Origin of the sequence: Shouchella sp. JSM 1781072 (genome assembly GCF_041949915.1) — a bacterium.
GTDB lineage: Bacteria > Bacillota > Bacilli > Bacillales > Bacillaceae_D > Shouchella.
This window is the reverse complement of sequence record NZ_JBHFQE010000001.1, coordinates 974874-1001300: the sequence shown is the minus strand read 5'-3', so window position 1 is coordinate 1001300 and position 26427 is coordinate 974874. Positions and strand designations below refer to the sequence as shown.

31 protein-coding genes, 1 riboswitch and 1 other annotated feature are annotated in these 26427 nt (G+C 40.2%); of the genes, 3 read left to right on the top strand and 28 right to left on the bottom strand.

Annotation, left to right across the window (positions count from 1 at the left end):
- Positions 1–80 precede the first annotated feature (80 nt).
- The 6 genes from ACE1TH_RS05325 to ACE1TH_RS05300 form a co-directional block, all read right to left on the bottom strand.
- The gene (locus tag ACE1TH_RS05325; protein ID WP_375078471.1) at positions 81–293 is read right to left on the bottom strand and encodes a hypothetical protein; all 213 of its coding nucleotides are present in this window, start codon (positions 291–293) and stop codon (positions 81–83) included.
- A gap of 74 nt (positions 294–367) precedes the next feature.
- Positions 368–967: a genetic competence negative regulator gene (locus ACE1TH_RS05320; RefSeq protein WP_099300888.1), complete on the bottom strand. Its 600-nt coding sequence runs from the start codon at positions 965–967 to the stop codon at positions 368–370.
- 101 nt (positions 968–1068) lie between these two features.
- Positions 1069–1965, bottom strand: a complete 897-nt coding sequence (locus ACE1TH_RS05315) for a MerR family transcriptional regulator (RefSeq protein ID WP_176554240.1) — start codon at positions 1963–1965, stop codon at positions 1069–1071.
- Between the two features lie 170 nt (positions 1966–2135).
- Entirely contained in the window at positions 2136–3359 is a 1224-nt protein-coding gene (locus ACE1TH_RS05310) for a M20 family metallopeptidase (protein ID WP_375078470.1), read from the bottom strand.
- Positions 3360–3632: 273 nt separating this feature from the next.
- Positions 3633–4478: a helix-turn-helix domain-containing protein gene (locus ACE1TH_RS05305; RefSeq protein WP_375078469.1), complete on the bottom strand. Its 846-nt coding sequence runs from the start codon at positions 4476–4478 to the stop codon at positions 3633–3635.
- Positions 4479–4714: 236 nt separating this feature from the next.
- A complete protein-coding gene (locus ACE1TH_RS05300) occupies positions 4715–4921 on the bottom strand; it encodes a helix-turn-helix transcriptional regulator (RefSeq protein ID WP_099300892.1) in 207 nt (68 codons plus the stop codon).
- A 155-nt stretch (positions 4922–5076) separates the two neighbouring features.
- Between ACE1TH_RS05300 and ACE1TH_RS05295 the strand changes: the two genes are divergently transcribed.
- Positions 5077–5373, top strand: a complete 297-nt coding sequence (locus ACE1TH_RS05295; protein ID WP_375078468.1) for a helix-turn-helix domain-containing protein — start codon at positions 5077–5079, stop codon at positions 5371–5373.
- An 11-nt stretch (positions 5374–5384) separates the two neighbouring features.
- Here the strand turns inward: ACE1TH_RS05295 and ACE1TH_RS05290 are convergent, their stop codons facing one another.
- From ACE1TH_RS05290 to ACE1TH_RS05275, 4 genes are read right to left on the bottom strand one after another with little or no spacing between them, the layout of a single operon-like run.
- Positions 5385–5795 (bottom strand): DUF2663 family protein, encoded by a 411-nt coding sequence (locus ACE1TH_RS05290; RefSeq protein ID WP_099300894.1) that lies wholly within the window; start codon positions 5793–5795, stop codon positions 5385–5387.
- A 48-nt stretch (positions 5796–5843) separates the two neighbouring features.
- A complete protein-coding gene (locus tag ACE1TH_RS05285; RefSeq protein ID WP_099300895.1) occupies positions 5844–6038 on the bottom strand; it encodes a hypothetical protein in 195 nt (64 codons plus the stop codon).
- Positions 6031–7551 carry a RecQ family ATP-dependent DNA helicase gene (locus ACE1TH_RS05280; protein WP_375078467.1) on the bottom strand — a complete coding sequence of 507 codons (1521 nt, stop codon included), beginning with the start codon at positions 7549–7551 and terminating at the stop codon, positions 6031–6033. Before ACE1TH_RS05280 ends, ACE1TH_RS05285 begins: the two co-directional genes overlap by 8 nt.
- Entirely contained in the window at positions 7538–8587 is a 1050-nt protein-coding gene (locus tag ACE1TH_RS05275; protein ID WP_375078466.1) for a YpbB family protein, read from the bottom strand. Before ACE1TH_RS05275 ends, ACE1TH_RS05280 begins: the two co-directional genes overlap by 14 nt.
- Positions 8588–8703: 116 nt before the next feature.
- On the opposite strand from ACE1TH_RS05275, the gene ACE1TH_RS05270 reads away from it, so the two are divergent.
- Entirely contained in the window at positions 8704–8958 is a 255-nt protein-coding gene (locus ACE1TH_RS05270; protein WP_099300898.1) for a ferredoxin, read from the top strand.
- A 147-nt stretch (positions 8959–9105) separates the two neighbouring features.
- Positions 9106–9311: a binding site (T-box leader), on the top strand.
- A gap of 57 nt (positions 9312–9368) precedes the next feature.
- The gene (serA, locus tag ACE1TH_RS05265; protein ID WP_176554242.1) at positions 9369–10955 is read left to right on the top strand and encodes a phosphoglycerate dehydrogenase; all 1587 of its coding nucleotides are present in this window, start codon (positions 9369–9371) and stop codon (positions 10953–10955) included.
- A gap of 131 nt (positions 10956–11086) precedes the next feature.
- On the opposite strand, the gene ACE1TH_RS05260 is transcribed toward serA, so the two are convergent.
- The 18 genes from ACE1TH_RS05260 to ACE1TH_RS05175 all read right to left on the bottom strand — a co-directional run bounded on the left by ACE1TH_RS05260 (position 11087) and on the right by ACE1TH_RS05175 (position 26423).
- Positions 11087–11266, bottom strand: a complete 180-nt coding sequence (locus ACE1TH_RS05260; protein ID WP_099300899.1) for a hypothetical protein — start codon at positions 11264–11266, stop codon at positions 11087–11089.
- 55 nt (positions 11267–11321) lie between these two features.
- On the bottom strand, positions 11322–11873 hold the full coding sequence (locus tag ACE1TH_RS05255) for a cob(I)yrinic acid a,c-diamide adenosyltransferase (protein ID WP_099300900.1): 552 nt from the start codon (positions 11871–11873) through the stop codon (positions 11322–11324).
- A complete protein-coding gene (locus tag ACE1TH_RS05250) occupies positions 11870–12676 on the bottom strand; it encodes an ABC transporter ATP-binding protein (RefSeq protein WP_375078465.1) in 807 nt (268 codons plus the stop codon). The genes ACE1TH_RS05255 and ACE1TH_RS05250 overlap by 4 nt, the downstream gene beginning before the upstream one ends.
- Positions 12677–12679: 3 nt before the next feature.
- Positions 12680–13726 (bottom strand): FecCD family ABC transporter permease, encoded by a 1047-nt coding sequence (locus ACE1TH_RS05245; RefSeq protein ID WP_375078464.1) that lies wholly within the window; start codon positions 13724–13726, stop codon positions 12680–12682.
- A 108-nt stretch (positions 13727–13834) separates the two neighbouring features.
- Positions 13835–13967, bottom strand: a riboswitch (cobalamin riboswitch).
- Between the two features lie 49 nt (positions 13968–14016).
- A complete protein-coding gene (locus tag ACE1TH_RS05240) occupies positions 14017–15792 on the bottom strand; it encodes an ATP-binding protein (RefSeq protein ID WP_375078463.1) in 1776 nt (591 codons plus the stop codon).
- Positions 15792–16508 (bottom strand): response regulator transcription factor, encoded by a 717-nt coding sequence (locus tag ACE1TH_RS05235; RefSeq protein ID WP_099300904.1) that lies wholly within the window; start codon positions 16506–16508, stop codon positions 15792–15794. The genes ACE1TH_RS05240 and ACE1TH_RS05235 overlap by 1 nt, the downstream gene beginning before the upstream one ends.
- 179 nt (positions 16509–16687) lie before the next feature.
- Complete coding sequence (gene ccsB / locus ACE1TH_RS05230; RefSeq protein WP_099300905.1) at positions 16688–17878, bottom strand: c-type cytochrome biogenesis protein CcsB; 1191 nt, start codon at positions 17876–17878, stop codon at positions 16688–16690.
- On the bottom strand, positions 17871–19529 hold the full coding sequence (gene resB / locus ACE1TH_RS05225; RefSeq protein WP_099300906.1) for a cytochrome c biogenesis protein ResB: 1659 nt from the start codon (positions 19527–19529) through the stop codon (positions 17871–17873). The genes ccsB and resB overlap by 8 nt, the downstream gene beginning before the upstream one ends.
- A gap of 15 nt (positions 19530–19544) precedes the next feature.
- On the bottom strand, positions 19545–20072 hold the full coding sequence (gene resA, locus ACE1TH_RS05220; RefSeq protein WP_375078462.1) for a thiol-disulfide oxidoreductase ResA: 528 nt from the start codon (positions 20070–20072) through the stop codon (positions 19545–19547).
- A 79-nt stretch (positions 20073–20151) separates the two neighbouring features.
- The gene (locus ACE1TH_RS05215) at positions 20152–20880 is read right to left on the bottom strand and encodes a pseudouridine synthase (protein WP_099300908.1); all 729 of its coding nucleotides are present in this window, start codon (positions 20878–20880) and stop codon (positions 20152–20154) included.
- A gap of 153 nt (positions 20881–21033) precedes the next feature.
- A complete protein-coding gene (locus ACE1TH_RS05210) occupies positions 21034–21567 on the bottom strand; it encodes a spore maturation protein (protein ID WP_099300909.1) in 534 nt (177 codons plus the stop codon).
- On the bottom strand, positions 21567–22163 hold the full coding sequence (locus tag ACE1TH_RS05205; protein WP_099300910.1) for a nucleoside recognition domain-containing protein: 597 nt from the start codon (positions 22161–22163) through the stop codon (positions 21567–21569). The genes ACE1TH_RS05210 and ACE1TH_RS05205 overlap by 1 nt, the downstream gene beginning before the upstream one ends.
- Complete coding sequence (locus tag ACE1TH_RS05200; protein ID WP_099300911.1) at positions 22160–23305, bottom strand: D-alanyl-D-alanine carboxypeptidase family protein; 1146 nt, start codon at positions 23303–23305, stop codon at positions 22160–22162. The genes ACE1TH_RS05205 and ACE1TH_RS05200 overlap by 4 nt, the downstream gene beginning before the upstream one ends.
- Positions 23306–23678: 373 nt before the next feature.
- Complete coding sequence (locus tag ACE1TH_RS05195; RefSeq protein ID WP_141556751.1) at positions 23679–23870, bottom strand: transposase; 192 nt, start codon at positions 23868–23870, stop codon at positions 23679–23681.
- Between the two features lie 276 nt (positions 23871–24146).
- Positions 24147–24497: a stage V sporulation protein AE gene (spoVAE, locus tag ACE1TH_RS05190; protein WP_099300912.1), complete on the bottom strand. Its 351-nt coding sequence runs from the start codon at positions 24495–24497 to the stop codon at positions 24147–24149.
- Entirely contained in the window at positions 24498–25514 is a 1017-nt protein-coding gene (gene spoVAD, locus ACE1TH_RS05185; RefSeq protein ID WP_099300913.1) for a stage V sporulation protein AD, read from the bottom strand.
- Positions 25514–25984, bottom strand: a complete 471-nt coding sequence (gene spoVAC, locus ACE1TH_RS05180) for a stage V sporulation protein AC (RefSeq protein ID WP_099300914.1) — start codon at positions 25982–25984, stop codon at positions 25514–25516. Before spoVAC ends, spoVAD begins: the two co-directional genes overlap by 1 nt.
- Positions 25985–25994: 10 nt before the next feature.
- A complete protein-coding gene (locus ACE1TH_RS05175; protein ID WP_099300915.1) occupies positions 25995–26423 on the bottom strand; it encodes a hypothetical protein in 429 nt (142 codons plus the stop codon).
- Positions 26424–26427 lie beyond the last annotated feature (4 nt).

Sequence of the window (26427 nt, the reverse complement as noted above, 5' to 3'; positions counted from 1 at the left end):
AACTAAATATAGATTCTTTCCGTTTCATTTTAATTTTTTACTAGCTGAGTAAATATCGTCATAAGTAGTAGTAGTCATTATCACGAATGATATATGCAAGATTGTTTCACCATTTGTCTTATTAAATGGAAAAGACTCCCTTCAGAAAAGCTAATGCACGAAGACAATGGGGGTTGTTTATTTGCAGAAATGGTTAAAGCCATATCCGCTGCCCAATCGGATGCCGCGCTTGTAGCAAACGCGTTCGCCATTTTAAATCGATTGTACGTCATTTTCGCATCTAACTCGAACATGAAATTGATTTAGCTGTGTATAAACTAAAAAAGCTCGCAGACATTCATGTCAACAAGCTTTACGAATTTCGATGTCAATTTTTATAAAACGTTGCATATAAATAGTGAATCGTGTTGCGTTCAATTAATTTCTTTCCATACTCAGCAATGCGGTGAAATGAAATTGTCGCCGGGCTACCAAATTCAGATAAAATAGCAACCAAAGACTCTTCATTTACATGCTCTAAGTCTTCATCAGACAATTTCAGAAAGAAACGATTTTGATAAGAATAAAGTTCTCCACCATCTAAATCAATGGCTTTCAAACGTGGAATGAGACCGACTACATCTTCAAAACGCTTAAATTCATAAAACACTTCATCAATTTCATCAAGAGTCAATTGCATTTCAATAAAGCCGTCTTCAAAATCATCCGTATCATAATCATCGGACTGCGATCCTTTTGTTACAATAAAAACCATTCCTTGTGCCGGCATAGCAAATACTTCGACTGCAATGGGGCCATCCACTTTAAATCCTAGTTCATCATCTGCTTCCAACATCATGTCTCGAAACAAGTCATGCACTTTAGGTACATCCTGCCATAAATCTTCTTTTGTTATTCCTCGCTCTTCCATATCATCAAAGGTCAGAAAAACCTTAAACTTATCAACAGCCAAACGCTCTAATCGCATTCCTATACCTCCTTATGACCAGGCTATCCCATCTCAACATTTATACGATACCTTATGTCTGAGCACAGTAGATGGTTCAACGTTTTTAGCTGAATTCAAACTTAATTCAAATGCTCAAGCCATAATTCCCAGTCAGCTCTTGATTTCCCAATATAGAAATCGGCATAAAGTTTTTTATTTCCATCAGAGAGATGATTAAATGCGTCTCCAATAATTCCTGCATGATTAATTGATCCGTGTTCAAGAACCGCTTTTTTTGCCTGCTCAACAGCTTGATCAAAAAAGAGTGGATCCGTTGCAGAAAGAATAAGCAGATTAGGGTTTATACTCTTAAGTACTAGTTCCACATCTTGCTCGGAAATCCCTCCATCCAAACAAATGACTTGTACACCTTTTCGTTTAAGATAAAATGAAAATACGCGTAACAGAATCGAATACGCATCACCATTATAGGTAAGCAACAAAGCTTTTGGCATGCTAGCACTAAATGGTAGACTTAAGGATACATTTTTCACCTTAGCTCCAAGTATTTGGAACATAAATTGTGTATGAAGATCAAGCATAGACAAGTTGTCCATTTCCTTTAAGCGTTTTTCTACTTGTAAAAATAAATCAATAGTTACGCGATCTAATGAATACATGCTATAAGCTTGATTTAAAATCGTTTGCGCCTTATCTTCATCAAACGAAATCAGTGCATCCGTCAGTTCTCTTGCCGTCTGCCCTATATAATGATTTGTTTCTTGATACGGCCATTCGCTTGTCCCTTTTAATTCTAAGGATTCCACTGCTTGTTTAACCGTAAACCCTTCATTAATCTTCTCTATAATCGTTTGAAGTTTCAAGACTTGTTCTTCACTATATAATCGATGTCCACTGTCGTTACGAAGAGGTGCCACAACGTGATACCGACGTTCCCAGGCTCTCAATGTACCTGGTCTAATTCCGAGCTTTTTTGAGACAGCCTTTATATTATAATTCCCTTCTTTAAAGGTCATATCCATTTCGCTCCTTAGACAGTTCAACCGTTTCAACTTCAGCTGTAATTGGTACTTCTAATATCCTTTTTTCCTATTCATTAACCATTTTTTACATAAAAAAATACTGCTAAACAAAAAGTATAGCAGTATCATAACATATTCAATGAACAGAACCCACAAAAGCGATTTTAACTTTCATTCGAACTGGCTGACTTCACAGCAGAAGACGTTTCGTTAAGCTGTGATAATGCATAGAGCGCAGCTGCACCTAAATGGTTTGCTGCAATGAGCATTGCCTTTTCATCAATTGTAAATTTAGGATGATGATGAGGGTATATAGCAGCTTCATTCTCATTACCTGCCCCTGTGAAAAAGAACGCACCAGGAACTTTTTGCAAATAGTACGAAAAGTCTTCTCCTCCCATAACAGGCGCGACTTCAACCATCTTTGCTGCGTCTTTTAGCCCTTCTGCAGCTTGCGTCAGCCATTCAGTTTGTATTCGATGATTCACAACGGCTGGATAGCCTTTTATATACGTGAACTCATATGTTGCGCCATAAGCTTCACAAACACCTTTAATGACTTCTTCCATTCGCTTGATAACTTGGTCTTGCACTGCTGTACTAAACGTTCGCGCTGTGCCTTCTAGTTGCGCGACATCGCTCACAACATTGAATGCCCCGCCTGCGTGAAAAGAAGCGACAGTAACTACAGCCGGCTCAAGTGGATCAACATTTCGACTCACGACTTGTTGAAGTGCAAGTGACACTGCCGAGCCTACAACAACAGCATCGACTGTTTGATGTGGCATTGCGCCATGCCCTCCAGATCCATTTATTTTGATTTCAAACCGGTCTGCCGCTGCCATTAAACGATCATAAGAGAACCCTACTTTTCCAACTTCAATCGGCGTCCATAAATGTGTGCCAAAAATCATATCAACCCCCTCTAAACAGCCGTCTTCAATCATCGCAATGGCGCCTCCTGGAGCAAGTTCTTCCGCAAATTGAAAAATAAACACAATCGTTCCTACAAGCTCTTCTTTTCGTTCAGCTAACGCTTTAGCTAGCACAAGCAAGGTTGCTGTATGACCGTCATGACCACAAGCATGCATTTTTCCAGGGTACTTTGAAGCAAACGGAAGGCCCGTTTCCTCTTGAATCGGCAAAGCATCAAAATCAGCTCGGAGCGCGACCGTTTTTCCTGGTTGTTCTCCAACGAGAGTCGCGACGACTCCGCGTCCCCCAACTTGTGTCCGCACGGTTAAATCAATATTCTGTAAATATTCCGCAATTTTTTTCGGAGTATGTACCTCTTCGTAAGATAACTCTGGCTCCGCGTGAAACTCACGTCTTAACTGAACCATTTCTGGAAAAAGCGCTTCTAATCGATCACTGATTGCATGCAGCATGTCCATTTCCTCCTTGGATGAAATAAAAAGGTATCCCACTGAGGAATACCGCTCTTTTTATCTATTCATATTGCACTCAATCTGAATTCTGAGACATTTTTAATAACAATAGCGCCATGACAATTGCTAATACAACAGCTGTTAAACCGATTCCTAGGATTGCAATTAATTGACCCGCACTCATGCTCATTCCTTCTTTCACTCCTTGAAAGCATTTTCTTCACACGTTTAGTATAGCATAATACCAGTTCGTTTCAAAGGTAGTATGCGTACTTATGCATTTTGACAGACGGTTAATAACGCCTCCATTTTAGCCATTTCCTCTTGTTTATTTTCAATTGCATATACATTTCTAGCTTTACTTATGTACGCGTATGCCTTGGTATACTCACCACGTTTGAGTAAACTCTTACCGTGAAGATCAAACAATTCACTTAATCCTGCTAAAATCTTGTAGTCTATACATAAACCCTCTCCTACTAAACAGCATTCCTCTGCTTCACCATATTGATGCGTTGAAAACAAGACGTATGCTTTCCCCAAATTGGCACAAATCAATAAACGTTTGCATTCAACGTTTCCATCTTGCTTGTTTAGTTCTTGACTTAATGTGTCAAAACAGAAAAAAGCTTCTTCAAAAATGTTTAACTGCACGTACATAAACCCTAAATCCGATAACATGTTTAACTGATATCGTTTCGCCATTGTACTATTTTCATAGGCTTTGCTTAATTGTTCTATCGCTTTTTCATAAAAGCCATCCAGGTAATAAAGACATAGCGCTTCATGCCATAAAGCAAATGGGTCCTCATTTGTTTCATGTAACGTATTTAATTGATCGCGAATTGCTTGAAAATCTTCTTTTAAAGCTAAAAGTCTCAAATTGTTCTGAATTACTTGAGAATGAGTTGGGTAATCAAGCTGTTGATAAAAGAAATAATTCATATCAACTTTAAGGCGCTGGGCAATGTGGAAAAGCGTAAGACTAGAGGGATTTAAAACTCCTTTTTCTATATTACTAATTTGAGCTTGCGTACAAATTCCTTTAGACAGCTCGGCTTGCGTTAGCGATTCTCTTTTCCTCAGGAATTGAACTTTACGAGCAATTTCCCCTTTCATATTAGAAAACCTCCAGACATAAGGTAAAAAAGCGGTTATAATGTTTAATTTTGGAAAAAGTTCTTTCTTCCTGATTATAAAGCCTCTTGTCTAGAATTCCTATCTTTTTTTAAAAAAATATAAAACGGATTTTCCAGCACCTGTAATTACTTTACTTTATGAAGGATCGGATATTAATAGAGGTTTTTTAACCCGAAATAATCTAAAAAAAAACCTTTTAAAAAAGGTCAAACAGGCTAGTCTTTATTTAATTCATCTAAAAATAATGCATCAGGAGTTGTAGAAAAGACGTTTGCAATTTTAACTGCAAGCTCATAGGATAAGCCTCTTTTCCCATTTTCTATTTGCCAATAAAACGGTGTACTGACGTGAATTTGTTTTGCCACTTGTTCCAGAGTCATATGATGTTCTAACCGCACTTGTTTTAATTTAGTCCGCTGCATATGCTCACCTCGATCTTTAATTAACCATAAGTTAACTCGATTATACTATCTATTGGTAAATTTGTAAATCATAAGTTTCTATTTAGTTAACAATCATTTTCGTTAGCGATTTGTTAACTTATAATGAGAGGACAAACATGGAAAGGAAGTGTGCTATGGCGATTGTGTCAAAACGACTTAAACACTTACGTACAGAACAAAAACTAACTCAAGAGCAACTTGGTCGATTAATCAACGTAACGAAAGTATCTATTTCAGGCTATGAAAACGGAAATCGAACGCCTGACACGGATACAATTAATCGCATTGCTGATGTGTTTGATGTTTCGACTGATTATTTGTTTGGGCGAACAGACCGTAAAAAACCACTCTTTCTTTATGAAACAGATTTAACAGAAAAAGAAGAACAGTTGTTACGAGAACATTTGCGCGATCTCAGAAAAAAGCGATAAATGTTAAATCGTTAACATCGGTAGTATAGGTTAATGTCATAGCGTTGGTTCATTTCTTTTAAATATGCATCTTTCTCAGATTGAGAAAGTTTTTCCGGCCACAATTCTTCATGCCGATCAATGAACTCTTGTCTTAAATCTTCGAACTCTCCTTCTTTCTTGTCTGCATGTCTCTTACTAGCAATCATTTGCACTGTAAACACAAAAATTGCCGCTGCGAGGGCCATTTGAAGGGGCGCGGCAGTAAACGATGACAATGAAAGGGAGTCTGTTCGAACAAGTGGACTTAACATAACCGCGAATAACACGCTCGCGCCTAACGTTAATTGCGCGTACCGTTTTTCTTTTTTTTCAGTTTGAGTCATCTTTTGCTTTCGCATAATTAACTCTTTCGTTATCGTCGCAAACGTTTCTGAACTCACCTAAACACTCCCCCTCCTTTATATAAGGGTATGTCTAATGAAAAAGAATTAGAATAAGAAGAGGAATGCTAGTACTAATATGGAACCTACCAAACCAAAAAATAGTGTAAATAACACTTGTGGAAGAAAAATCGTTGTCTTTTTTTTCGTTTTTACTCGTTTGCGCTTGTGAACATTCGTACGAGAAGGCAGCGATTGATCTTCACGAGGTTCATTGATTTCTTCTACTTTTCGTTCATTCACTTATGTCGCCTTCTTTCCGATTTTGGGTTTGATGAAACAATAGAGCAAGTTCCTGTTTCCAATGCAAGCTTTTCCCGTGTAAAACCTCTTCCCTTTTTTTATAGTGAGAAAGGGTTGCCCCGCACTGATCACAGCAATTTGCTTGAACAGCCACAGATTCATTAAATGAACGTAGTAAAAGCTCACGTCTACAGAATTGGTCGTTGTCAATATAGGCCATCATGGTACCTAAACGTTGCTGGCGTATACGTTCTTGCTGTTCAAAGTAAACTTTTAATTTCTCAATAATCGATGTTCCGATTGACGATCTTCCTTTATCATCTATGATTACTCCCCATTTTTCAAGTAAAAACAAGATGGTTTGACCTTGTTCGCCATAACTTGACTTCAATTGTTCTTTGCGCTCCTTATCAGAATCAAATGGTTGTGCTAGCAGTTGCGGCAGCATATCTAAACTCATATGCTCTTCAATTTGATTACGAATCAATCGCGTTGCTTGGTGACGGTCTTCAGGAGAAACAAACACCAGGGCAAAACTTGGCGAACCGTCGCGACCAGCTCTACCAATTTCTTGTACATAAGAAGCAATATCAAGAGGTTGCTGTAAATGAATAATAAAATGAATATCTGGTTTATTGACGCCCATGCCAAACGCATTTGTTGCACAAATGACGTCTAATTGGTTATTTATAAATTGTTCTTGGACGAGCATACGATCCATGCTGTCCATACCACCATGATAGAAACCAATCTTTAAATCTGAATGGTGGTGCTGCAATTGTTCACTGTACCACTCTGCTTGTGCTCTCGTTTGCGTATAAAGGAGGCCTGGAAGCTGATAGCGAGCAAGCAGCTCTTTAACCCTTATTACCTTTTCATATTCAGACTCAACCTTCTCTACAAATAAGGCAATATTGCTTCGGTTCACTTCATCAAGAACGTGAATCGGGTCACGAAGATGAAGTTGCTTGATCACATCCCTCCTGACGTTTTCATCTGCTGTTGCAGTAATTGCTAAAGTGGGAGGATTCCCCAAAGATGCCTTTACATCTCGCAATCGTAAATAATCAGCTCGAAAATCGTGACCCCAATACGACACACAATGTGCTTCATCAATAATGAAGTAGGAAATCTTTTGATCCGCTAATGCTGCAAATACTTCTTTCGATTGAAGCATTTCTGGCGATAAATAGATGAGTTTGAAGGAATCGAGTGATTGTAAAATGGCTTTTCGCTCTTCTCTTGAAGAAAAGCTATTCATTGCCACCCCCTCTTTTCGGCCTATTTTTTTTAATTGCGTCACTTGGTCCTCCATGAGAGAAAGTAAAGGGGAAACGACGATTGTTAAACCAGGTGAAAGAAAAGCCGGGAGTTGATAGCATAAGGATTTCCCTCTACCTGTTGGCAACATGGCAAACACATCGTGACCAGCCATTAACGATTCAATTATTTCTTTTTGCCCTTTTTTGAACCCAGTAAATCCAAATAGTCTTTGTAAATCACGTTCTAACATGGGTATCACCTTCTTTCTTTGCTAGGATTAAACGAATTTGAAAATAACTTACGCTATCATCTAATTGATTCCGAATCGCCTTTAACCTCACTTGCTGATTCGCCACAATCGCTTCAACTTGTGCTTGAACGGATTCATCAACAAACGGCGCAATGGAAAAGGACCGATCCACCATTACCATTTCAACAATGTGATCTTCAATGGTTGATCGCTTTAATCGTCTTATTTTAGCAATCACATCAAGGTCTTGATGCTGTTTGTATAAGTGCGCTGTCTTAGTAGCAGTTAAAGTTAGTAAATTGATTTCTTCAGGATCAAAACATGTGGCTAACACTGGATAACGATGAGGTTCTTGATAGCCTGATTGACAAAATCGATGAATCAATCGTTTTGTACGTAACTGGACCTCACTTTCGTCCAATCCCATCTCTCTTGCAATTTGGGCTTTCGTTAAGCCGATTTTTCCTGGTCGTGATAACTGCTGGACAAATAAATTAGCATCAAGATCCTCTACATCTGTTAACAGCGTCTCACATTCTTGATAAAGCTGTTGACGTAAAGCCGCTAAATCATGAAAATGACGTTTCAAGATCTTACGGACCCATTGCTGGTTCCAGACGTTAAATGTTGTTGGTGCAAAGGTTTGTTGATCGTGTAAATAGCTAATGGATTGCACGAGCAAAGCAAATCGTTCCCAAAAATGACGCTCTACTTTCCCGTATTGCCAGCCTTTTAAGGCATAGAGATAAGGATGTTTCGCTAAAAATGCCTCGGTTTCGCGCTTGGCTTTCTCTGTATGCAGACATAAACGGTCTTCTTCATAAATAAATTGCTCTTGTTTAAGCATGTCGAGGGACTGCTGAAACGCCTCAATCGTTAACTGTGGTAGCACATCAAATAGAAATAAATTATTGAAAAATGTTCCATCTTGCACAGTTTGAATGGTTCGCTTCCCGTTTAACAAATGAAACGATGCTTTTGCTGAGCGCTCGCCTCGAAAAGAAGTGAGCGCGGCTAAGATAAGGGATTGTTTCATGCTTACCTCCATAGGATTCATTTCTTTAGTTTAGCAAACGTCGAATGCTTTTTCATTGTTAACCGCTCATTTTCTGCTACAATATAAAGCAACATAGTATTTGAGGAGTTCCAAATATGACAGAGAAATGCTATACCATCGTGGATATGGATACATGTATCGCCTGTGGCGCTTGCGGGGCTGTAGCACCTGATGTATACGACTATAACGATGAAGGATTAGCTTACGTTTATTTAGATAACAATAAAGGCATTACGCTTATTCCTGAGGTTTTCGTTGATGATGTCATCGATGCAAAAAATGGTTGTCCGACTGATTCCATTAAGTTAGCTGAAGAACCGTTTCATGGCGATCCATTAAAATACGAATAATTAAAGCATCACATAATCTTAGCTTTCGTATTTCCCTTCAAATTTAATAACTGATCACTTTGTTTATAAATAAAACTGTAGATTTACGAACATTTTTATATTGACGCAATTAACTTTTATATGGTACAGTACTAAAAACTAAATAGTTCAAATACAATGATGAAGACATAACAAGAATCCGGTGAATCCAGAGAGCTGATGGTTGGTGAAAATCAGTGAAACCCTCTTGAACAGCACTTCTAAGTAGGCTTATTGAATGTTAGTAGATAAGTTCCGGTTTTCCGTTATAAATGAGTATGTAAATGTTATTTTACATAAAAATGAGGGTGGTACCGCGCTAAATCGCCCCTCACAGCTTTCTTGGAGAGCTGTGTTTTTTTTTATTCTTTTTAAAGGGAGAGAAGCAGAAAATGAACAGAGAGAAACCGTTGTATGTCTTAGTGGCAGATTCTATGAGTGAAGAAGGATTAGCACCTCTATTAAATGCTGCGAATGTTGTCGTTGAGCAAAAAAGTATTCACGAGGAAGATGCCCTCGATCATTATGACGCCCTCCTCATTCGGAGTGGGACCACTGTAACTGAAGATTTAATGACAAGAATGCCGAATGTGAAAATAATTGCAAGAGCCGGCGTAGGTGTTGATAACGTCGACATCCCAGCAGCAACGAAACATGGCGTTGTTGTTATTAATGCTCCTGACGGAAATACGATTTCCACAGCAGAGCATACGTTTGCGATGATGTGTTCCTTATTACGAAATATTCCTCAAGCAAATGCATCGTTAAAGGCCGGGAAATGGGAAAGAAAATTATTTCAAGGTGCAGAATTAAATCAAAAGCAACTAGGTATAATTGGTTTTGGTCGAATTGGTACCCAGCTAGCAAAGCGGGCAAAAGCATTTGAGATGCAGGTAATTGTTTATGATCCGTTCTTAACCCTTGAAAGAGCCGAAAAATTAGGGATTCAAAAAGCGGAGCTGCCGGATGTTTTACGCCAGGCTGACATTATTACCGTCCATACTCCTTTAACAAAGGAAACAACTGGGTTATTAAATATGGACACGATTCCCCAAACAAAACCAGGTGTATACCTGATCAACTGTGCCCGCGGTGGTATTATCGATGAAAAAGCGCTCTTCTATTACTTAGAGAATGGACATATTGCAGGCGCGGCACTCGATGTTTTTACTGAAGAACCAGTAACCGATGTTCGATTAATTGAACATCCGCGCGTTGTAGCTACCCCTCATATTGCCGCTTCAACGAAAGAAGCTCAATTAAACGTAGCCGCTCAAGTCTCTGAGGAAGTACTAGCGTTTTTACAAGGGGAACCAGCACGAAATTCTATCAACTTACCGACTTTATCAAAAGAAGTTTATGAAAAAATTAAACCTCAATATGATTTAGCAAAAACAATGGGCTCGCTCTTATCACAATTGATGCGCGTTCCTGTTCAAGAAATAAACGTCTATTATAGTGGCTCTGCCACGCAAACAGACACAAGTATATTAACGCGCAGTTTATTATCTGGTTTCTTACAACCTAGAGTGGATGCAGCGGTGAATGATGTCAATGCCTCGCTAATAGCTCGTGAGCGCGGGATTAATTATGGGGAAAAACAACTAACCGATCATTTTGGCTATGAAAACTTAATTCATGCGGTTGCGATAGGCGAAGAAAGATCGTTTGAAATCAAAGCGACGTATATAAAGGATTATGGTCCTCGAATTGTTTCATTAAATGAATTTTCTGTGGACATCGTTGCCCAAGGTCACATTCTTTACATTCAACACTATGACCGCCCCGGCGTTATCGGTAAAATGGGCCAGCTGCTTGCACAACATGAACTGAACATTGCAACGATGCAAGTGGGACGTAAATCAATTGGCGGCGAAGCCATTATGTTAGTAAACGTTGATAAGCACGTGGAAGAGACGATTGTTCATGAATTACTGCAGTTCGAGGAAATTAAACTAGTCAATGTTATCGATTTATAATGGAATCGAATAGAGAAGAACTTTCTCGACTTATCAGTTTGAATCATTTTTGAAGCGGCCTATTCATTTCATCATGGTAGTCCATAACGTAAAAGGTGGATCACAAGCTAAAATAAGTGATCCACCTTTTGTTACATTTGCACAATTTCGATTGATTTTTCCAATACACTGTGATTCCCTATTCCTTGTTTTACGTGCACAAACCGTTCTTCTTCCACAATCAGTTTTACACTGAAGAATAGTAAACCGATCACAAATGTTAACACAAATACGATACTTAACCGCTTAACAAAATCAACAATTGCCGTCATAACAGCCTCCCATATCTTCTTACTCCATGGGAACTATATGATAAAAACAATCGCTTTATGATTCTAGCTGTTTTTCACCTTCGTAGGCGACATCGTCTATACCTGTTTGTTTGTTTGCTAATCGTGCCCCCGTAAACAAATAATCTGATAAGCGATTGATATAAGTTTTTAATACTGCCGAAGCCGACGGGTTCATTTCGTTCAAACGACGTTCTGCTTTTCTTGCTTCCGTTCGACATAGATGAAGGGAACAAGACGTTAGACATCCTCCAGGTAAAACAAACTGTGTTAGCGGTCCGACAATCTCCGTATACGCATCAATTTTTGCTTCAAGTTGCGTTGTATGTTGTGTGGTGATTTTAAACGGGATCTCTTCTTTCACATTCGCCAAATCAGCACCATAGTCAAACAACTGATGCGAGATGACGGTTAAATCCGCCACAATGTCTGCTAGTTGCTCCTGCCTTGCATGATAAATGGCTAGCCCGATTGCACTGTTCAACTCGTCAATTGATCCAATTGCTTCAATTCGTTTGTCCGTCTTTTCCACTCTTGCACCTAATACACTCGTTCTTCCTTTATCTCCACCACGGGTATAGATTTTCATGTTAAATCCTCCTTACATTGATTTGTGAAATAAGGTAAGACTGTAAATTGTCTACAGCCGGTTTGTGAATCGATGGTTTCAGAAAATGCTGTTCCAAAAAGAGTTGTTAGTTGTTCGCTAGTCAGCCAATCCTTTGTTTGACCAACCCCTTGAACTTGTCCTTCTTTTAACAACAACACTTTATCACAGTATAAACTTGCTAAATTTACATCATGTAAAATACACATAACCGTTAGCTGTTTTTTCTTTACAAGCTTATGCAAATGGTCCATTAAGGAAACTTGATGGGCCAAATCCAAATGGTTTGTCGGTTCATCTAGCAAAAGTAAGTCTGGATTTTGCGCCAATGCGCGCGCTAACCATACGCGTTGTCGCTCCCCACCGCTTAACGTACCCATAGTTCGATCGGCAAAGCCTGCGACACCAGTTTCGTTCATCGCCTCGTTAATCATTGTCTCATCGTCTTCAGATCGTTGTGGAAGTAAACCTGTTAAATAGGGATAGCGTCCTAACTCAATCACACTGCGTACAGTTGTTTGAAACATATTCGAGCGATCTTGAGACAACACAGCCATTTTTTGTGCTCGAACTCGATTTTTCATCTTAGATAGATGTTGGCCTTCATAATAAATCGCTCCAGATTGATGCGGAACAACGCCTGTTATGCTATGAAGTAACGTTGTTTTGCCACTTCCGTTTTCTCCAATCACACCAAGCAGCTCTCCTTTTTGCACCGAAAAAGAGAGATCTGTTAGAATGGGCTGTTTATTAATCGCGACGTTTAGATTTTGAACTTCTAGCATTCTTTATGCCCCTTTTCGTCTGCGGTTCTGTCGATAAAGCAACCATGCAAATAATGGCGAACCGACCAGTGCTGTAATGACGCCAATTGGCAGTTCAGCTGGTGAAACCACTGTGCGTGCTGTTAAATCCGCAAGAATTAAAAACCCACCGCCTGTTAATCCTGCCAATGGCAATAACCGTTGATGACTTGGTCCCCAAATCAATCGAACCATATGCGGGATGACGAGGCCAACAAAGCCAATTGTTCCTGAAACGGCTACAGCACTTCCGGTTAATAACGTTGCGGCAACAAGAATGGTAAACTTTTTTCGTTTGACTGATACACCTAAGTGATGGGCACTTGTTTCACCATACATAAGGGCATCAAGTTCAATTCGACAAATCCACACTAGAATAGCACCGACAACCAAAAAAGGCAGAATTAAGTAGACATAGGACCACCCTCGCATGCCGACGCTTCCCATTAGCCAATTCATAATGTGCCGAAGTTCTTCTTGCGACAATGCCACAATTAAGGAAAGCCAAGCACCCAGAAATGAGCTAGCAATAATCCCTGTTAATATAATCGTCTCTGTCGCAAAGGAACGTTGCACAAGGCGTGTAAACGTAAGAACGATTATTAATGTAGCTAACCCTGATAGAATGGAGACAACGGGTAACGTCCACATACCTATGAAGGAAAATTGAAAAAAAATTACCGTTACAGCACCTAGAGCAGAACCTGATGATACCCCAATCGTAAATGGATCTGCTAACGGATTTCGTAATAGCCCTTGAAACGCCGCTCCAGCCATGCCAAGCGAAGCACCTACAAGAAAAGCCAGCAACACACGAGGCAACCGGATTTGCATAATAATTTGTGTATGTGCTTCATTTAACGGAACATTAAAAGGAATGTGAAGTCCTTGTTGTAAGATCGTTAAAAAAACGGTCCGCAACGGTATTTGAACACTCCCATAACTTATAGACAATAAAAAAATAAACAAGACAATTGCAATGGTAATAAGATAAGGTCCTACTTTCCTTATCCATGTTACAGGTTGACCCATTCTCTACTCCTTACCCTTCCTTGAAGGACAGAAAAAGCTGCACATGTGAACTCATGTGCAGCATGACATTGCTCATTTAAACAATGGTTTCTTTAGTCCACGAAAGAAAATCCGCTTACTTTTATGGCAGGTCCTCTGACTTTTACACATGTGTAATTACAGTGGCGGGTCCGTGCTAGATTTTCACTAGCTTCCCCTGTTAAGCAGTCTATAGGCTGCATCCATACAAGCTAATCTTTGTAGATAAGCTTACCATTCTTTTGTTTCTTATGGAACAATAAATATCGCCTTTATTCGTCAGTGCCTTCAATTTTTCGAGGTATTGTAAAGCGAAATGTAGTGCCCTCTCCTAACTTGCTTTGGACTGTGATCGTTCCACCATGGGCTTCCACAATGTTCTTCGCAATCGCGAGGCCAAGACCAGTCCCACCTCGTTGTCTCGTCCTCGCTTTATCAGCTTTATAAAATCGTTCAAAGACGTATGGTAAGTCTTCTTCAGGTATGCCGGAACCAGAGTCTTGCACCGAGAATAAATGAGATTGGGCATCTTTTTCATAATTCAAGTGGACAAATCCACCTTTTTCTGTATGACGAATAGCGTTATGGATTAAGTTTGTTAACACTTGCTCAATTCGATCTGGATCAAACGATGCGGTTGAATTTCCTTCATTGTGAAACAACTGGATTTCGATTTCTTCCGTTTTTACATAGCTAGAAAATTTCCGTACAATCCGGTCTAAATAGTCATGAAGCTCCAGCTCATCAAGGTTTAATTCAATATAACCTGCTTCCATACGGGCCAAATCAAGCAGCTCATTAACTAAGCGTCCCATCCGTAAAGATTCATCATAAATGATTTGCGCTACTTCTTTTTGTTCCGCTTCTGTTGACGTTACGCCATCGACAATCGCTTCACTATATCCTTGCAACATCGAAATCGGCGTTCGTAATTCGTGGGATACATTTGCAATAAAGTCTTTACGTAACTTGTCATGTCTGCGTTCTTCAGTAACATCACGAACAACGGCAACCGCACCTCGAATGTATTGACCCTCATACAGCGGCGCCATTAAGATTGCCATGCTTCGTCCTTGGACGGTTTTTTCCTGCAATTCTTCATGCTCTTGTTCTACGACTCGTTCAAACAATGGCTGTAACAGTGCAGGCACTTTCATTTTAACGGATGTATCCGTTTCGCCTTCTTCAAATAACATCATTTGCATCATTTGATCAGCTTGAGGGTTTGTCAATCGAACAAGGCCATGCTTATCAAACGTAATAACCCCATCAGCCATACTAAGTAAAATGCGTGAAAGTTGTTCTTTTTCCTGATTCAGTTCAGAAATATTGCGATTCAGCTCTCGACGCATTCGATTGAACGCAATGGCCAGTTGACCAATCTCGTCTTGCGTTAAAATCGGCACTTTCGTATGAAACTTCCCTTGTGCCACTTCAAGTGCGGCTTGCCTCATTTTTCTTAAAGGTGCGGTAATACGAGACGAGAGAAAGAACGCAAAAATGGTCGTTAAAACGAGCGCAATGCCAGCTGACAAGTAAATTAAACTACGTGTTTCAGAAGCTGCTTCTTCAATTGCCGATAACGGCTGATACAAAAAGATCATTGCCTCTGACTCACCGGCTTCTATCGGTGCGCCTAAGATAATCATTTCTGTTTTTTCATCCTCTGATCCTGCCAATGAGTAGCTATCCGTTTCAATGACTCGCTCATCGAACGTCGACCAATTTTGAATTAGTTCAGCGGCAATTTGCTCCCCTTCTCGTCCATCTGCAGTGCTCCACACACCAGCTTGTGGGTCCACTAACAAGAGATTGACAGAGAATTCTCGGCTAATCGTTTCTAAATATTCGTACGTACCGTCAAGCTCTTCATGGCCCTCCAAAGTCGATATTGCCATGTTGGCATAGCTATTTAATCTCGTTTCCGCTTCTTCAATCGAATTATTTTCTGTAAATCGAAGCATCATGACCATAAGAACGGTTAAGACAACTGTGACAAGAAGCAAAATCGTTAACCAAAGCTTTCCAACGACACTTTGCCAAAGCATCAGCCGCTAACAGCCTCAAATTTATAGCCTACACCCCAAACCGTTGAAATAATTGACGATACTTCCGGCGAGACACGATTTAGTTTTTCACGTAGCCGCTTAATATGCGTATCAACCGTTCGTAAATCACCAAAGAATTCATAATTCCAAACATCTTTTAATAATTGTTCACGAGAAAATACTTTATCCGGTGATTGCGCTAAATAAAAGAGTAGCTCATATTCTTTCGGCGTTAAGTTAATTTCCTGTTGGTTTACACTAACACGATGCGCATCATTATCGATTGTAAGCGGACCAAATACAAGCATGTCTTTCGTATGCGTATCTGTTTGCACAAATTGTGTGGCTGATGCGCGTCTTAACAGTGCTTTAACACGTAAAACAACTTCTCTTGGGCTGAATGGCTTTACAATATAATCATCTGCGCCAACTTCAAATCCTTGGACACGATTCGCTTCTTCGCCTTTAGCGGTTAACATCATAACAGGCGTCGCTTTTGACTTGCGAAGTTCCTGACACATTTCAATTCCATCCATACCAGGCATCATAACGTCAAGCAAAATTAAATCGTAATCGACTTCTAGCGCTTTATGCAACGCTTCTTCTCCATTTGTTGCTTCATCTATTTGATACTCTTCTCTTTCAAGGTACATCTTTAATAATCGACGAATACGGTCTTCATCATCAACGATAAGAATACTTGGTTGATAATCCATTAGTAACCTCCTATAGTGCACTTCTCTTTTCATTATAAACATGCATGAGCGGTTTTATTTATTGCGATCCATTTTAGTCTATCACGGTTGAAAAACATTACGCCAATCATGGAACACAAATTCGTGAAAAAAAAGAATTGCTACAATACAATTGTAACAATTCCGTCATAGTTGATGCATTATGAAGCGTAAGAATGCAAACCTGCAATGACCAAGTTTACAAACACTAGGTTAAACATAATAATAGCAAACCCTATAACACAAAGCCAAGCTGACTTTTCTCCATGCCAACCTTTGTTTAAACGTAAGTGTAAGTATGCGGCGTAAAACAAAAATGTAATAAGTGCCCATACTTCTTTAGGATCCCAGCCCCAAAATCTTGACCAGGCAATTTGTGCCCAGATCATCGCAAAGATTAATCCACCTAGCGCGAAAACTGGAAAACCAATCGCAATTGCGCGATAGCTAAATTCATCAAGAGTGGATGGATTTGACACTTTAAGAAGCGGCTGAATCGCCAGTCCAATTCTTTTACGTAGCAGCAAGCGAATGAGCCAGTATAGAACGACACCAACTGCAAAAGCCCAAATTAGCGTGTTAAGATCACTCGCTTCAATGTTTCCTGGTACCGTAAAGAGTGGTTCCATCGCCCCTTCTGTTTGAAGCTCTCCTTCATTCGGACCAATCAAAGGCGGCACCTCATACACGACCGTTGCTTCTTGCTCATTTTCATCGATGTAGCTAAACGTTGCTTCATAGTTCGCTGCAGAGAAACCGTGCGCGACAAGAGCATGAGCCACAACGCAAAGCAATCCGTACATCATTAATTCAATAATACGCGGCTTCCAACTTTTTTGCTTTAAATCAAGGGTTCGTAATAAATAGGCAAGACCCGCGGCAAAACCGATTGCGAGCAAGCCTTGTCCAATTACTGTTGTTATGATATGTAATTTCAACATAAGCGGCATTTGCAGCGAAGGCACGAGAGGTGCAACCGCTGTCGAAAACGTCGATGCATACACGATAAGCAGCATGACCGTTGGCATCGTAAATAAGCCAACAACATCCGCTCGGTTTGGGTAAATAAAATAAATGATGCAAAACGCAAGGGCAATCGCAATCGCTAATGCGGTCATGTATTCAAACATATTACTAACTGGTGCATGACCGGAAACAGACCACCTTGCAAAGAAATAACCGAGGGAAAGCGCAAGTCCAATAATTGAAAACACGATCCCCCATTTGCTTGCTTTTGTTTGCGTATGCGTCTGCTCTTTTCTTTGTTTCGACAAAGAAAAAGCAAAGAAAATGGTTGCCGTTAAAAACGCAAAAAACGCAACAAGCAGTAAATTAAAACTTAAACTAAGCATGTTTATCTCCTCTTTTCCCCGAATCTTCATTCGAGCTTTCCGAATCTTTCTGCTCTTCTTGGTCAATCGGAGTGTTTACATTCGTGTCCTGAAGGCTTTCATTCATTTCCTTTTGGAACGACATCCAATTTCGATTTGTATGACCTGCTACCCAAATTTTATCGTTCGTCTGCTGGATCCAAATGCGTCGATGAGCCCAATACGAACCTTGTACAAGACCAATAATAAAAATACTTCCTCCAGCAATTAACAGCGGCAACGTTTCATCTTTTCGTACCGTTAAAATACTTACATTTGCCAAATCAACATCAACAAACGTCATCTTATACTCATTATCTTCTAACGGTTCAAGATTTTGCTGGATACCGACGACACTTGTTTCTCCTTCAGGCGTTTCTGGTGTTGTCATCTCGAAAATAAAATAAGGATTATCCGGAATATTGTTTAAGGTGGACGGCTCATTATTCGAATTCATATAGAAATTCGGGAAATAATTCACTAGCCGAACAGCATAGCCATCACCTAAATCATAATCGGCTTCTGGATTAATTAAATTAATGGTTAATTCACCAAAGGTTTCAGCTGATTCTTTATGCTCTAGCGTAAACGTCATCTCATGAAGTTCATTTTCGCGATAATCGGTTTGATAGAGGGAAAATGAATCAAACTGTAACGGATCATTAACGAGAATGTTTTTTTCTTTTACTTGTTCAATGGAATCGTCGCCCAAGATTCCTGAGCGCTTATAAAGAACGGCATCGGTTTCAAAGGACTCTGTTACAATTGAATTGCCTTGCTCAAACGATTCTTGAAAGCGCTCGTCCTCTTCATCGTAATAGCTGATTGAAAAACCACGGTTCTCAACAAGGTATTCGGATGCTTCTGGCACTGGTGCCCGCTCTCCCTCTCGCACCCACATCGTTGCGTCCACATACATCCCTGGCAAATAGCGCATGAGGCAGCCCGCTAGAAAGAGAATTAACCCGACGTGATTTACGTAAGGACCCCAACGAGCAAAGCGGTTTTTTTCTGCTAAAAGATTGCCATTTTCTTCACGAACCTTGTAGCGCTTTTTTATTAAGTTTTGCTTTACTTTTTCTAAATCGGCAGACGCCGCTTGCGTTGTTTCGGTCGTGGCAAATAGTCTTTGCCTTGTCATAAAGTGCGGATGTCTTGTGACCCGCTGTGCTTTTAATGCTTTATAAAGCGGAATCCCACGATCAAAACTTGCTACAATAATTGAGACTGCTAACATAATGATAAGCGTTATGTACCACCAAGAACTGTAAAGCTCATTTAAGCCAAGGTTATAGTAAAGCAATCCAAGCGATCCATATTCTCGCTCGTAAAACGTTGCTGCTTCTTCAAGACCAGGACGTAGGTTTTCTTGTGGAAATAACGTACCAACCGCCGACGCAACTAACAAAATGACAATCAGCCAAATGCCAACTTTTACCGATGAAAAAAATGCCCAAATTCGATCTAATACTGTGCGCTTTTGCTTCTTTGAACGAATCGCGGCTCCCTCATAACGCATATTGACGCCTTCGGTTTTTGCCTCTTCCGTTAGAGGCTTTCCACATGCCGCGCACATGTCCGTTCCTTTTTTATTGACATGACCACATTCACACGTCACGTGCTCTTCTTTCATCTTCTCACCCCCGTCTTACCCCTCGGGTACTACCTTTTCAAATAAATCCCTTACCATTGCTTCTGTCATTTCCCCTTGATAATAGTGCTGGACTTCACCATGCTCATCAATAACAAGTGTTGCCGGCAATGGACGAATTCCATAGGCACGGGTTACTTCTTGTCTACTATCGATTGCAATGGGAAACGTTAAATTGTGACGAGAAACGAACGAATCGACTGTTAACTCAGACTCGTCCACATTAATCGCAATCATTTCAACATCATCTTCGTATTCTTTATAAATGGATTCAATATGCGGCATTTCGCGCTCACACGGTTCACAATACGTGGCCCAAAAATTTACGAAGACCCCTTTGCCTTCTTGTTGCGCCATTTCAAAACGATTGTCATTTAAATCACGCAAAGCAAAGTTTTCAGCTTGATCCCCTGCACGAACGACCCCATCATTTGATTGAGAATTGGCATAAAACGTATAGCCAATTGCACCCGCAATAACTAGCAAGATCGCAAGACGAGTTATTGTACGCTTTTTTTTGCTCAACGGATGCGCCCCCCTTCTTTTTGTGAACGTTTTCGTACACTTCTATTATAACGTGGGAAAGAAGTGAATTTTATCTTTTTTATGACGGTTTCGTGACAGCCAAATCTTTTAGTTGTTTGATTTCAATGGCTTTTATTGCACGGTACTCACCTGGATTTAAGTTGCCTAACGTTAAAAAACTAAATCGCTCTCGCTTTAGTTTTTCTACTTCGTAGCCAAACGCTTCCATCATTCGACGAACTTGACGGTTTTTCCCTTCGTGAATAATGATTCGAATAATCGATGTGTTTTTCTTTCGATCGCTTGAAAGCAACTTCACTTTCGCTGGAGCTGTTACACCATCATCAAGCTTCACGCCTGTCTCAAGTTGTTTTAGCTCCTTGCGATCAGGTATGCCCTTTATCTTTACAACGTATTCTTTTTCAATCTTAAATTTTGGATGCATTAACAAATTGGCAAAATCACCATCGTTGGTTAATAACAACAACCCTGATGTATCGTAATCAAGACGGCCTACAGGATAAATCCGTTGCGGGACATCGATAAGATCGGTTACTTTTTTTCGACCTTTTTCATCGTTTGATGTTGAAATGAAGCCTGTTGGTTTATAAAGTAAGTAATAGACTGGTTCTTCTTTATCTAATGGGACGCCATCCACTTCTACTTGATCTTTATTCGGGTTCACTTTTACCCCTAGTTCTGTTACACGTTTTCCGTTTACCTTTACTCGCCCAGCTGTAATGTATTCTTCTGCTTTTCTTCTTGATGCCACGCCTGCTTGAGCGATGACTTTCTGTAATCGTTCCATCTTTCTCACCTCTTGCATCATCATAACGAGTTTTCGATTGTGTTACAAGTGTACGTTCTAAGTTTCCTTCTAGCTCAACCCATTGCCTAACGCATAAAAACGAAAAAAAGCCTCCCTTATCAACAAGAGTTAATAAGATGTGGCTCTCAATTATTATGAACCGAATAATAAGCTAACAATAAAAATTGCGGCAATAATTCCAACCAAATCAGCAAGCAGTCCAACTTTTAAAGCATCCCCCATTTTCTTAATTCCGACCGCTCCAAAATAAACGGTCAAGATGTAAAATGTCGTGTCTGTGCTTCCTTGAAGCGTTGCTGCAAGTCGCCCGACATAAGAATCGGGCCCGTGGACAGCTGTTAAATCCGTCATTAAACCGAGCGCACCTGTACCTGAAATCGGCCTTAGTAGAGCAAGCGGAACAATATCAGCTGGAACGCCTACCCATGATAGAACTGGTGCCATCGCCGACACAAGGGCTTCCATCGCTCCAGATGCACGGAATACATAAATCGCGACAAGCATGCCGACAAGATAAGGAATAATCGAGATAGACATACCGAATCCTTCTTTCGCGCCAGATACAAATACTTCATAAGTAGGGACTTTACGGATGGTAGCAATGAGGATTACCATCCCGATCAGTAGTGGAATCATCCAAACGGATAGTGCCGTCAACCATTCCATTAAGACGACCTCCCTTTTCGACTACGCAAATAGTAAAAAAAGCGGTCAATACAAATGGCGCCAATCATCGCGCATCCAGATGCAAAAATTGTTGTACTAACGATGTCTGTTGGCGCCTCAGAACCATAAGACATCCGAATTGAAATGACTGTCGTGGGGACAAGGGTCAAGCATGCTGTATTAAGCGCAAGCAGCGTAATCATGGAACGGCTCGCTTCATCTTTGCCACCATTTAAGTTTTTCAATTCTTCCATTGCCTTAATCCCCATCGGCGTAGCCGCATTTCCTAATCCAAATACATTTGCCGTTAAGTTTGATAAAATATAACCCATTGCCGGGTGATCTTTCGGTACGTCTGGAAACACTCTTCTAGCAATCGGATGTACCATTTTTGCTAATTGCGTTAAAAGACCTGCTTTCTCGGCGACTTTCATCAAGCCTAACCAAAACGTCAGAACACTAATAAGACCAATACAAATGGCGACCGCTTCTTTTGCCCCATTAAACACACCTTCCGTCACTTCACTCATCGTTCCATTAACCGCTGCGTACACCAATCCGATAAGAAGCATCCCGGCCCAAATATAATTAATCATCTTGAACCAGCTCCAACGACAATGGAAAATAGCTGCCTAATTTTCTCCCAAAACGATCGTTCTTTCTCCTCCTCGCCTTCTTCATAATAAAGCGGAGTGCTTTCCATTTCTTCGCCATTCGCGATAAATTTCAATGTACCTACTGGCTTCGTCCGCTCCTCGTCACTTAGCGGCTGGGTAGGAGGATGTACAATTTCAAGTTTTGGTTGAATTGCGCTTCTTTCTTCAGTCGTTAATGGGTAAATAACTGGGTGTTTAATAGTTAAATGATCGGTATAAGCATCCTTAGTATCTACTTGCACAGGACCAGCTTCAATTAATGTATGAAGCTGAAAGTGACGAAACCCCCAATTAAATAAATTCATATGGTCGTCCCAATCATTAGGGTCATTTAACGTCACCGTAATTAAATCAAGGCCGTCTTTACTCGCCGTTGACACGAGCGTTCGTTTTGCTAATTTTGTATAACCTGTTTTCCCGCCAGTTGAATAATCGTACTTTTCAGTAAGCAACCGATTTTTGTTGTGAAACACACGAACATTCTCTCCTTGTGAACGGTATTTTTTTGTTGAGGAAATTGTTTGATACGTTTCATTTTCCATTGCATATTGGGTTAAAAGCGCCATATCATACGCACTTGATAAATGATCTTCATGTGTATCTAATCCATGTGGATTCCGAAAAAGTGTATGAGACATCCCAATCTCTTCAGCTTTTTCATTCATCATATACACAAATCCTTCTACACTTCCCCCAACGTGTTCAGCAATAGCCATCGCTGCGTCATTCCCGCTTCTCATCATTAAACCGTAGACTAAGTCTTCAAGTTTCATTTTTTCCCCTGAGACTAAATAAAGAGACGACCCTTCTGTTCCCTCAGCGTTTTTTGATATGAGAACTGTTTCATCTAGCTTGCCAGATTCAATCGCTAAAATGGCCGTCATAATCTTTGTAATACTAGCGATTTTCAAAGGCTGGTGTTCATTTTTCCCATAAAGAACACGACCAGATTCTTGCTCCATTAAAACAGCAGCCTGTCCGGATATTGGAAAAGTCACTTGCTCTTTTGCATACACACTGCTGGCTAGTATTTGTAATAAGAAGCAACAGATAATGATGCTAATCATGCCTTTTTTTATCATGGATCGGCTCAACTCCCGCACAGTTTATATAAAAATTTATGCGAACAAGCCCTAATTATGACAAGCTTCTTTAAATTCATGATAGAAAGGATCGATATCTTAATCAAGTCCACATCTCTGTGTAAAACCGCGATACACTGCTTTTAAAATTTAAATAGGTCTGTCTAAAAACGACATTTTTTCCTTGAAAATTAAACGTTCAATTCAATTGATCGTCATTTCTTATCGCGCGGATGGACACAATTTCCACGGGCAACGCCTCAACTCCTTCGAGAACATCACTCTTGGAATTTCGGCCGGTTGCTTCTCCCGTCGGAGTCACCATCAACGCTAATAAGTAAGATATGCGAGAAGAATATAATTTACATACACCCTAGTTCCACTCACTATATTTCTTAGTAGAGCCAAACCCATTTTTATGGATGTTCATGAGCACTGCATCGATAAAACGATTGGCGGATTCCTTATTTGAAAACATACGAATGACTGTTTCTTGGCGTCTGATTTCTTCATTTGATCGCTCGTAATCTCCAGCTTGTAAATAAACCATTCGCTGTTCTTCCATCAGTTGATGAAAGATGGTTGTGAGAATGGACTTGGCAGTTGGTCACTTACAGAAGTGTTAATGAAGCCTTGTATCTCTTCTCTTAATTGTCATCTGTATCTGGGTCATAGGAATTGCCTCCTGGTACATTTTTAGTGATGTAAAAACTGTGTACGATATTGGGCTAGTCATATGATCCTTTTCACCCAATTATGTGGACTCTATCTAAGATCTCCCCCTACACAACAAAAAAACCGCTGCGCTTCACCTAAATGTCAAAACGCACGGTCTTTCATTTTATCCTTTTGGTTTAAATACAAGAGCGGCAATAAACCCAAAAATAATTGCAGCGGATATCCCCGCACTTGTGATTTCAAAAATTCCCGTTATAATTCCGATTAATCCTACTTGATCCGCTTCTTCCATCGCTCCTTGTACGAGGGAGTTCCCGAAGCTCGTAATGGGAACCGTTGCACCTGCACCTGCAAAGTCAACGAGGGGTTCATATAAACCAAACCCTGCTAATACAGCCCCACTTACAACAAGAGTTGACATCGTATGTGCCGGCGTTAATTTACACACATCCATTAATAATTGTCCAATGACACAAATCGTTCCACCAATTAAAAAGGCCCATAAGAAGATCATTTAATGTGCCCCCTTTTGCGATTCAATTACGACCGCATGAGCGATGCACGGAATGGATTCTTTCTGTTGAAAAGATAGAGGAGACAATAGCGCGCCAGTCGCCACAACGAGTAGACGATTGAGTTGACCGGATTTCACTTGATTTAGCAAGTGCCCGTATGTGACAACCGCTGAACATCCTGGTCCACTTGCACCTGCAATGACAGGTTGATTTTCTTTGTAAAGCATTAATCCACAGTCTTGAAAGCGATCATGACCTAATTCATATCCTTTTTGCTTAAGTAAGTCACGGCAAATCGGCAAACCAATCTGGCCTAAATCTCCAGTAACAATTAAATCATAGTCATCTGGTCCACGATTAAATTCTTTAAAATGAGCTTCAATGGTATCTGCTGCCGCTGGAGCCATTGCGCCACCCATATTAAACGGATCCGACAAGCCCATATCAATTACCTTGCCCATTGTCGCTCCGGTTACGATCGGACCATCACCTGTTTTCGCTACTAAAGCCGCACCTGCAGCTGTTGCAGTCCATTGAGCGGTTGGCGGTTTTTGACCGCCATATTCGGTTGGATAGCGGAACTGTTTTTCTGTTGCAGCATTATGACTAGAAGCCACGCTAACTATTTGATTCGCGCCACCACCATTTACTAAAAAAGACCCTAGTGCTAAACCTTCCATTGATGTTGAACATGCCCCAAACATTCCTAAATAAGGAATGGCAAGTGAACGTCCAGCAAAACTAGAAGGCGTCAACTGGTTCACAAGATCTCCAGCAAGCAAAAAATTTACATCTTCTTTCTTTACTGATGCTTTTTTTAATGCGGTCGTGACGGCGCCTTCAACAAGCATCGTTTGTGCTTTCTCAAATGATTTTTCGCCAATCCACATGTCATCATGAAGCAAATCAAACGCTTCCGGAATTGCTCCATTTCCTTCAAACGGTCCACCTACTGTACCTGTTGATACAATGACTGGATGAGAATCAAACCGCCAGCTTTGTTTTCCCACTAACATTACATCACCCCTGCTTTTATTAAGAGTGTTTTGACAAGAGCAATGACAAAAGCAGCCACTGTTCCAAAAACGATAACAGAACCTGCTAATTTAAACATGTTTCCACCTACACCTAACACATAGCCTTCTGTCCGGTGCTCAATCGCCGCTGAAGCAACGGAATTTGCAAAGCCTGTAACAGGAACCGCTGTACCTGCACCCGCAAATTGAGCAATTCGATCATAAAATCCTAAGCCAGTGATAAGTGTAGCAACGAAAATCAACGTGGCTACGGTTGGGTTACTCGCGGTCTTTTCTGTAAAATCAAAGAACGTGTAATAAAATACTTGTAAACATTGACCAATTAAACAAATCGAGCCCCCAATTAAAAAAGCAATGATGCTATTTTTCAAGACTGGGCGTTTTTTCTCATATTGTTTTGCCAACGTTTGGTACTGCTGTTGATCCTCTGTAAGTTTTTTCTTAGCCATGATTACCCCCCTATTCTTTTACATGTGCCTCAACTTTTTTTAGTTCCTTTTCTACTTCATCATTTGATAAGTGATCGCTTTTAATCTTTTCTTCAGCTTCAGCTAGTTCTTTGTAAATTTTCTTATCTGTAGAAATATGAATGGTTGAATCTGGATAAAGTGATTTAACCGCATCGAATGCTTGTTTGCGTACATCTTTCAAATGAAAACGATCTTTTTGTTTAACATGAAGGGCCATAATCATTACATCGCGATGCTGAATTCCTCTCACGCTTAATACTTCGTCCATCTTAATTAATTCTTCTTTTGCTCGATCGGACGCTTCTTGTCCTTTTCCTGCTGACTCTTGCAACATAAATGCTTGCCCTTGCTCATCTTCATAAGCCGTACATGCAGTTAAGAAAATGATAAGTATAAGTGCTAGTCCTTTTTTAAACATTTGT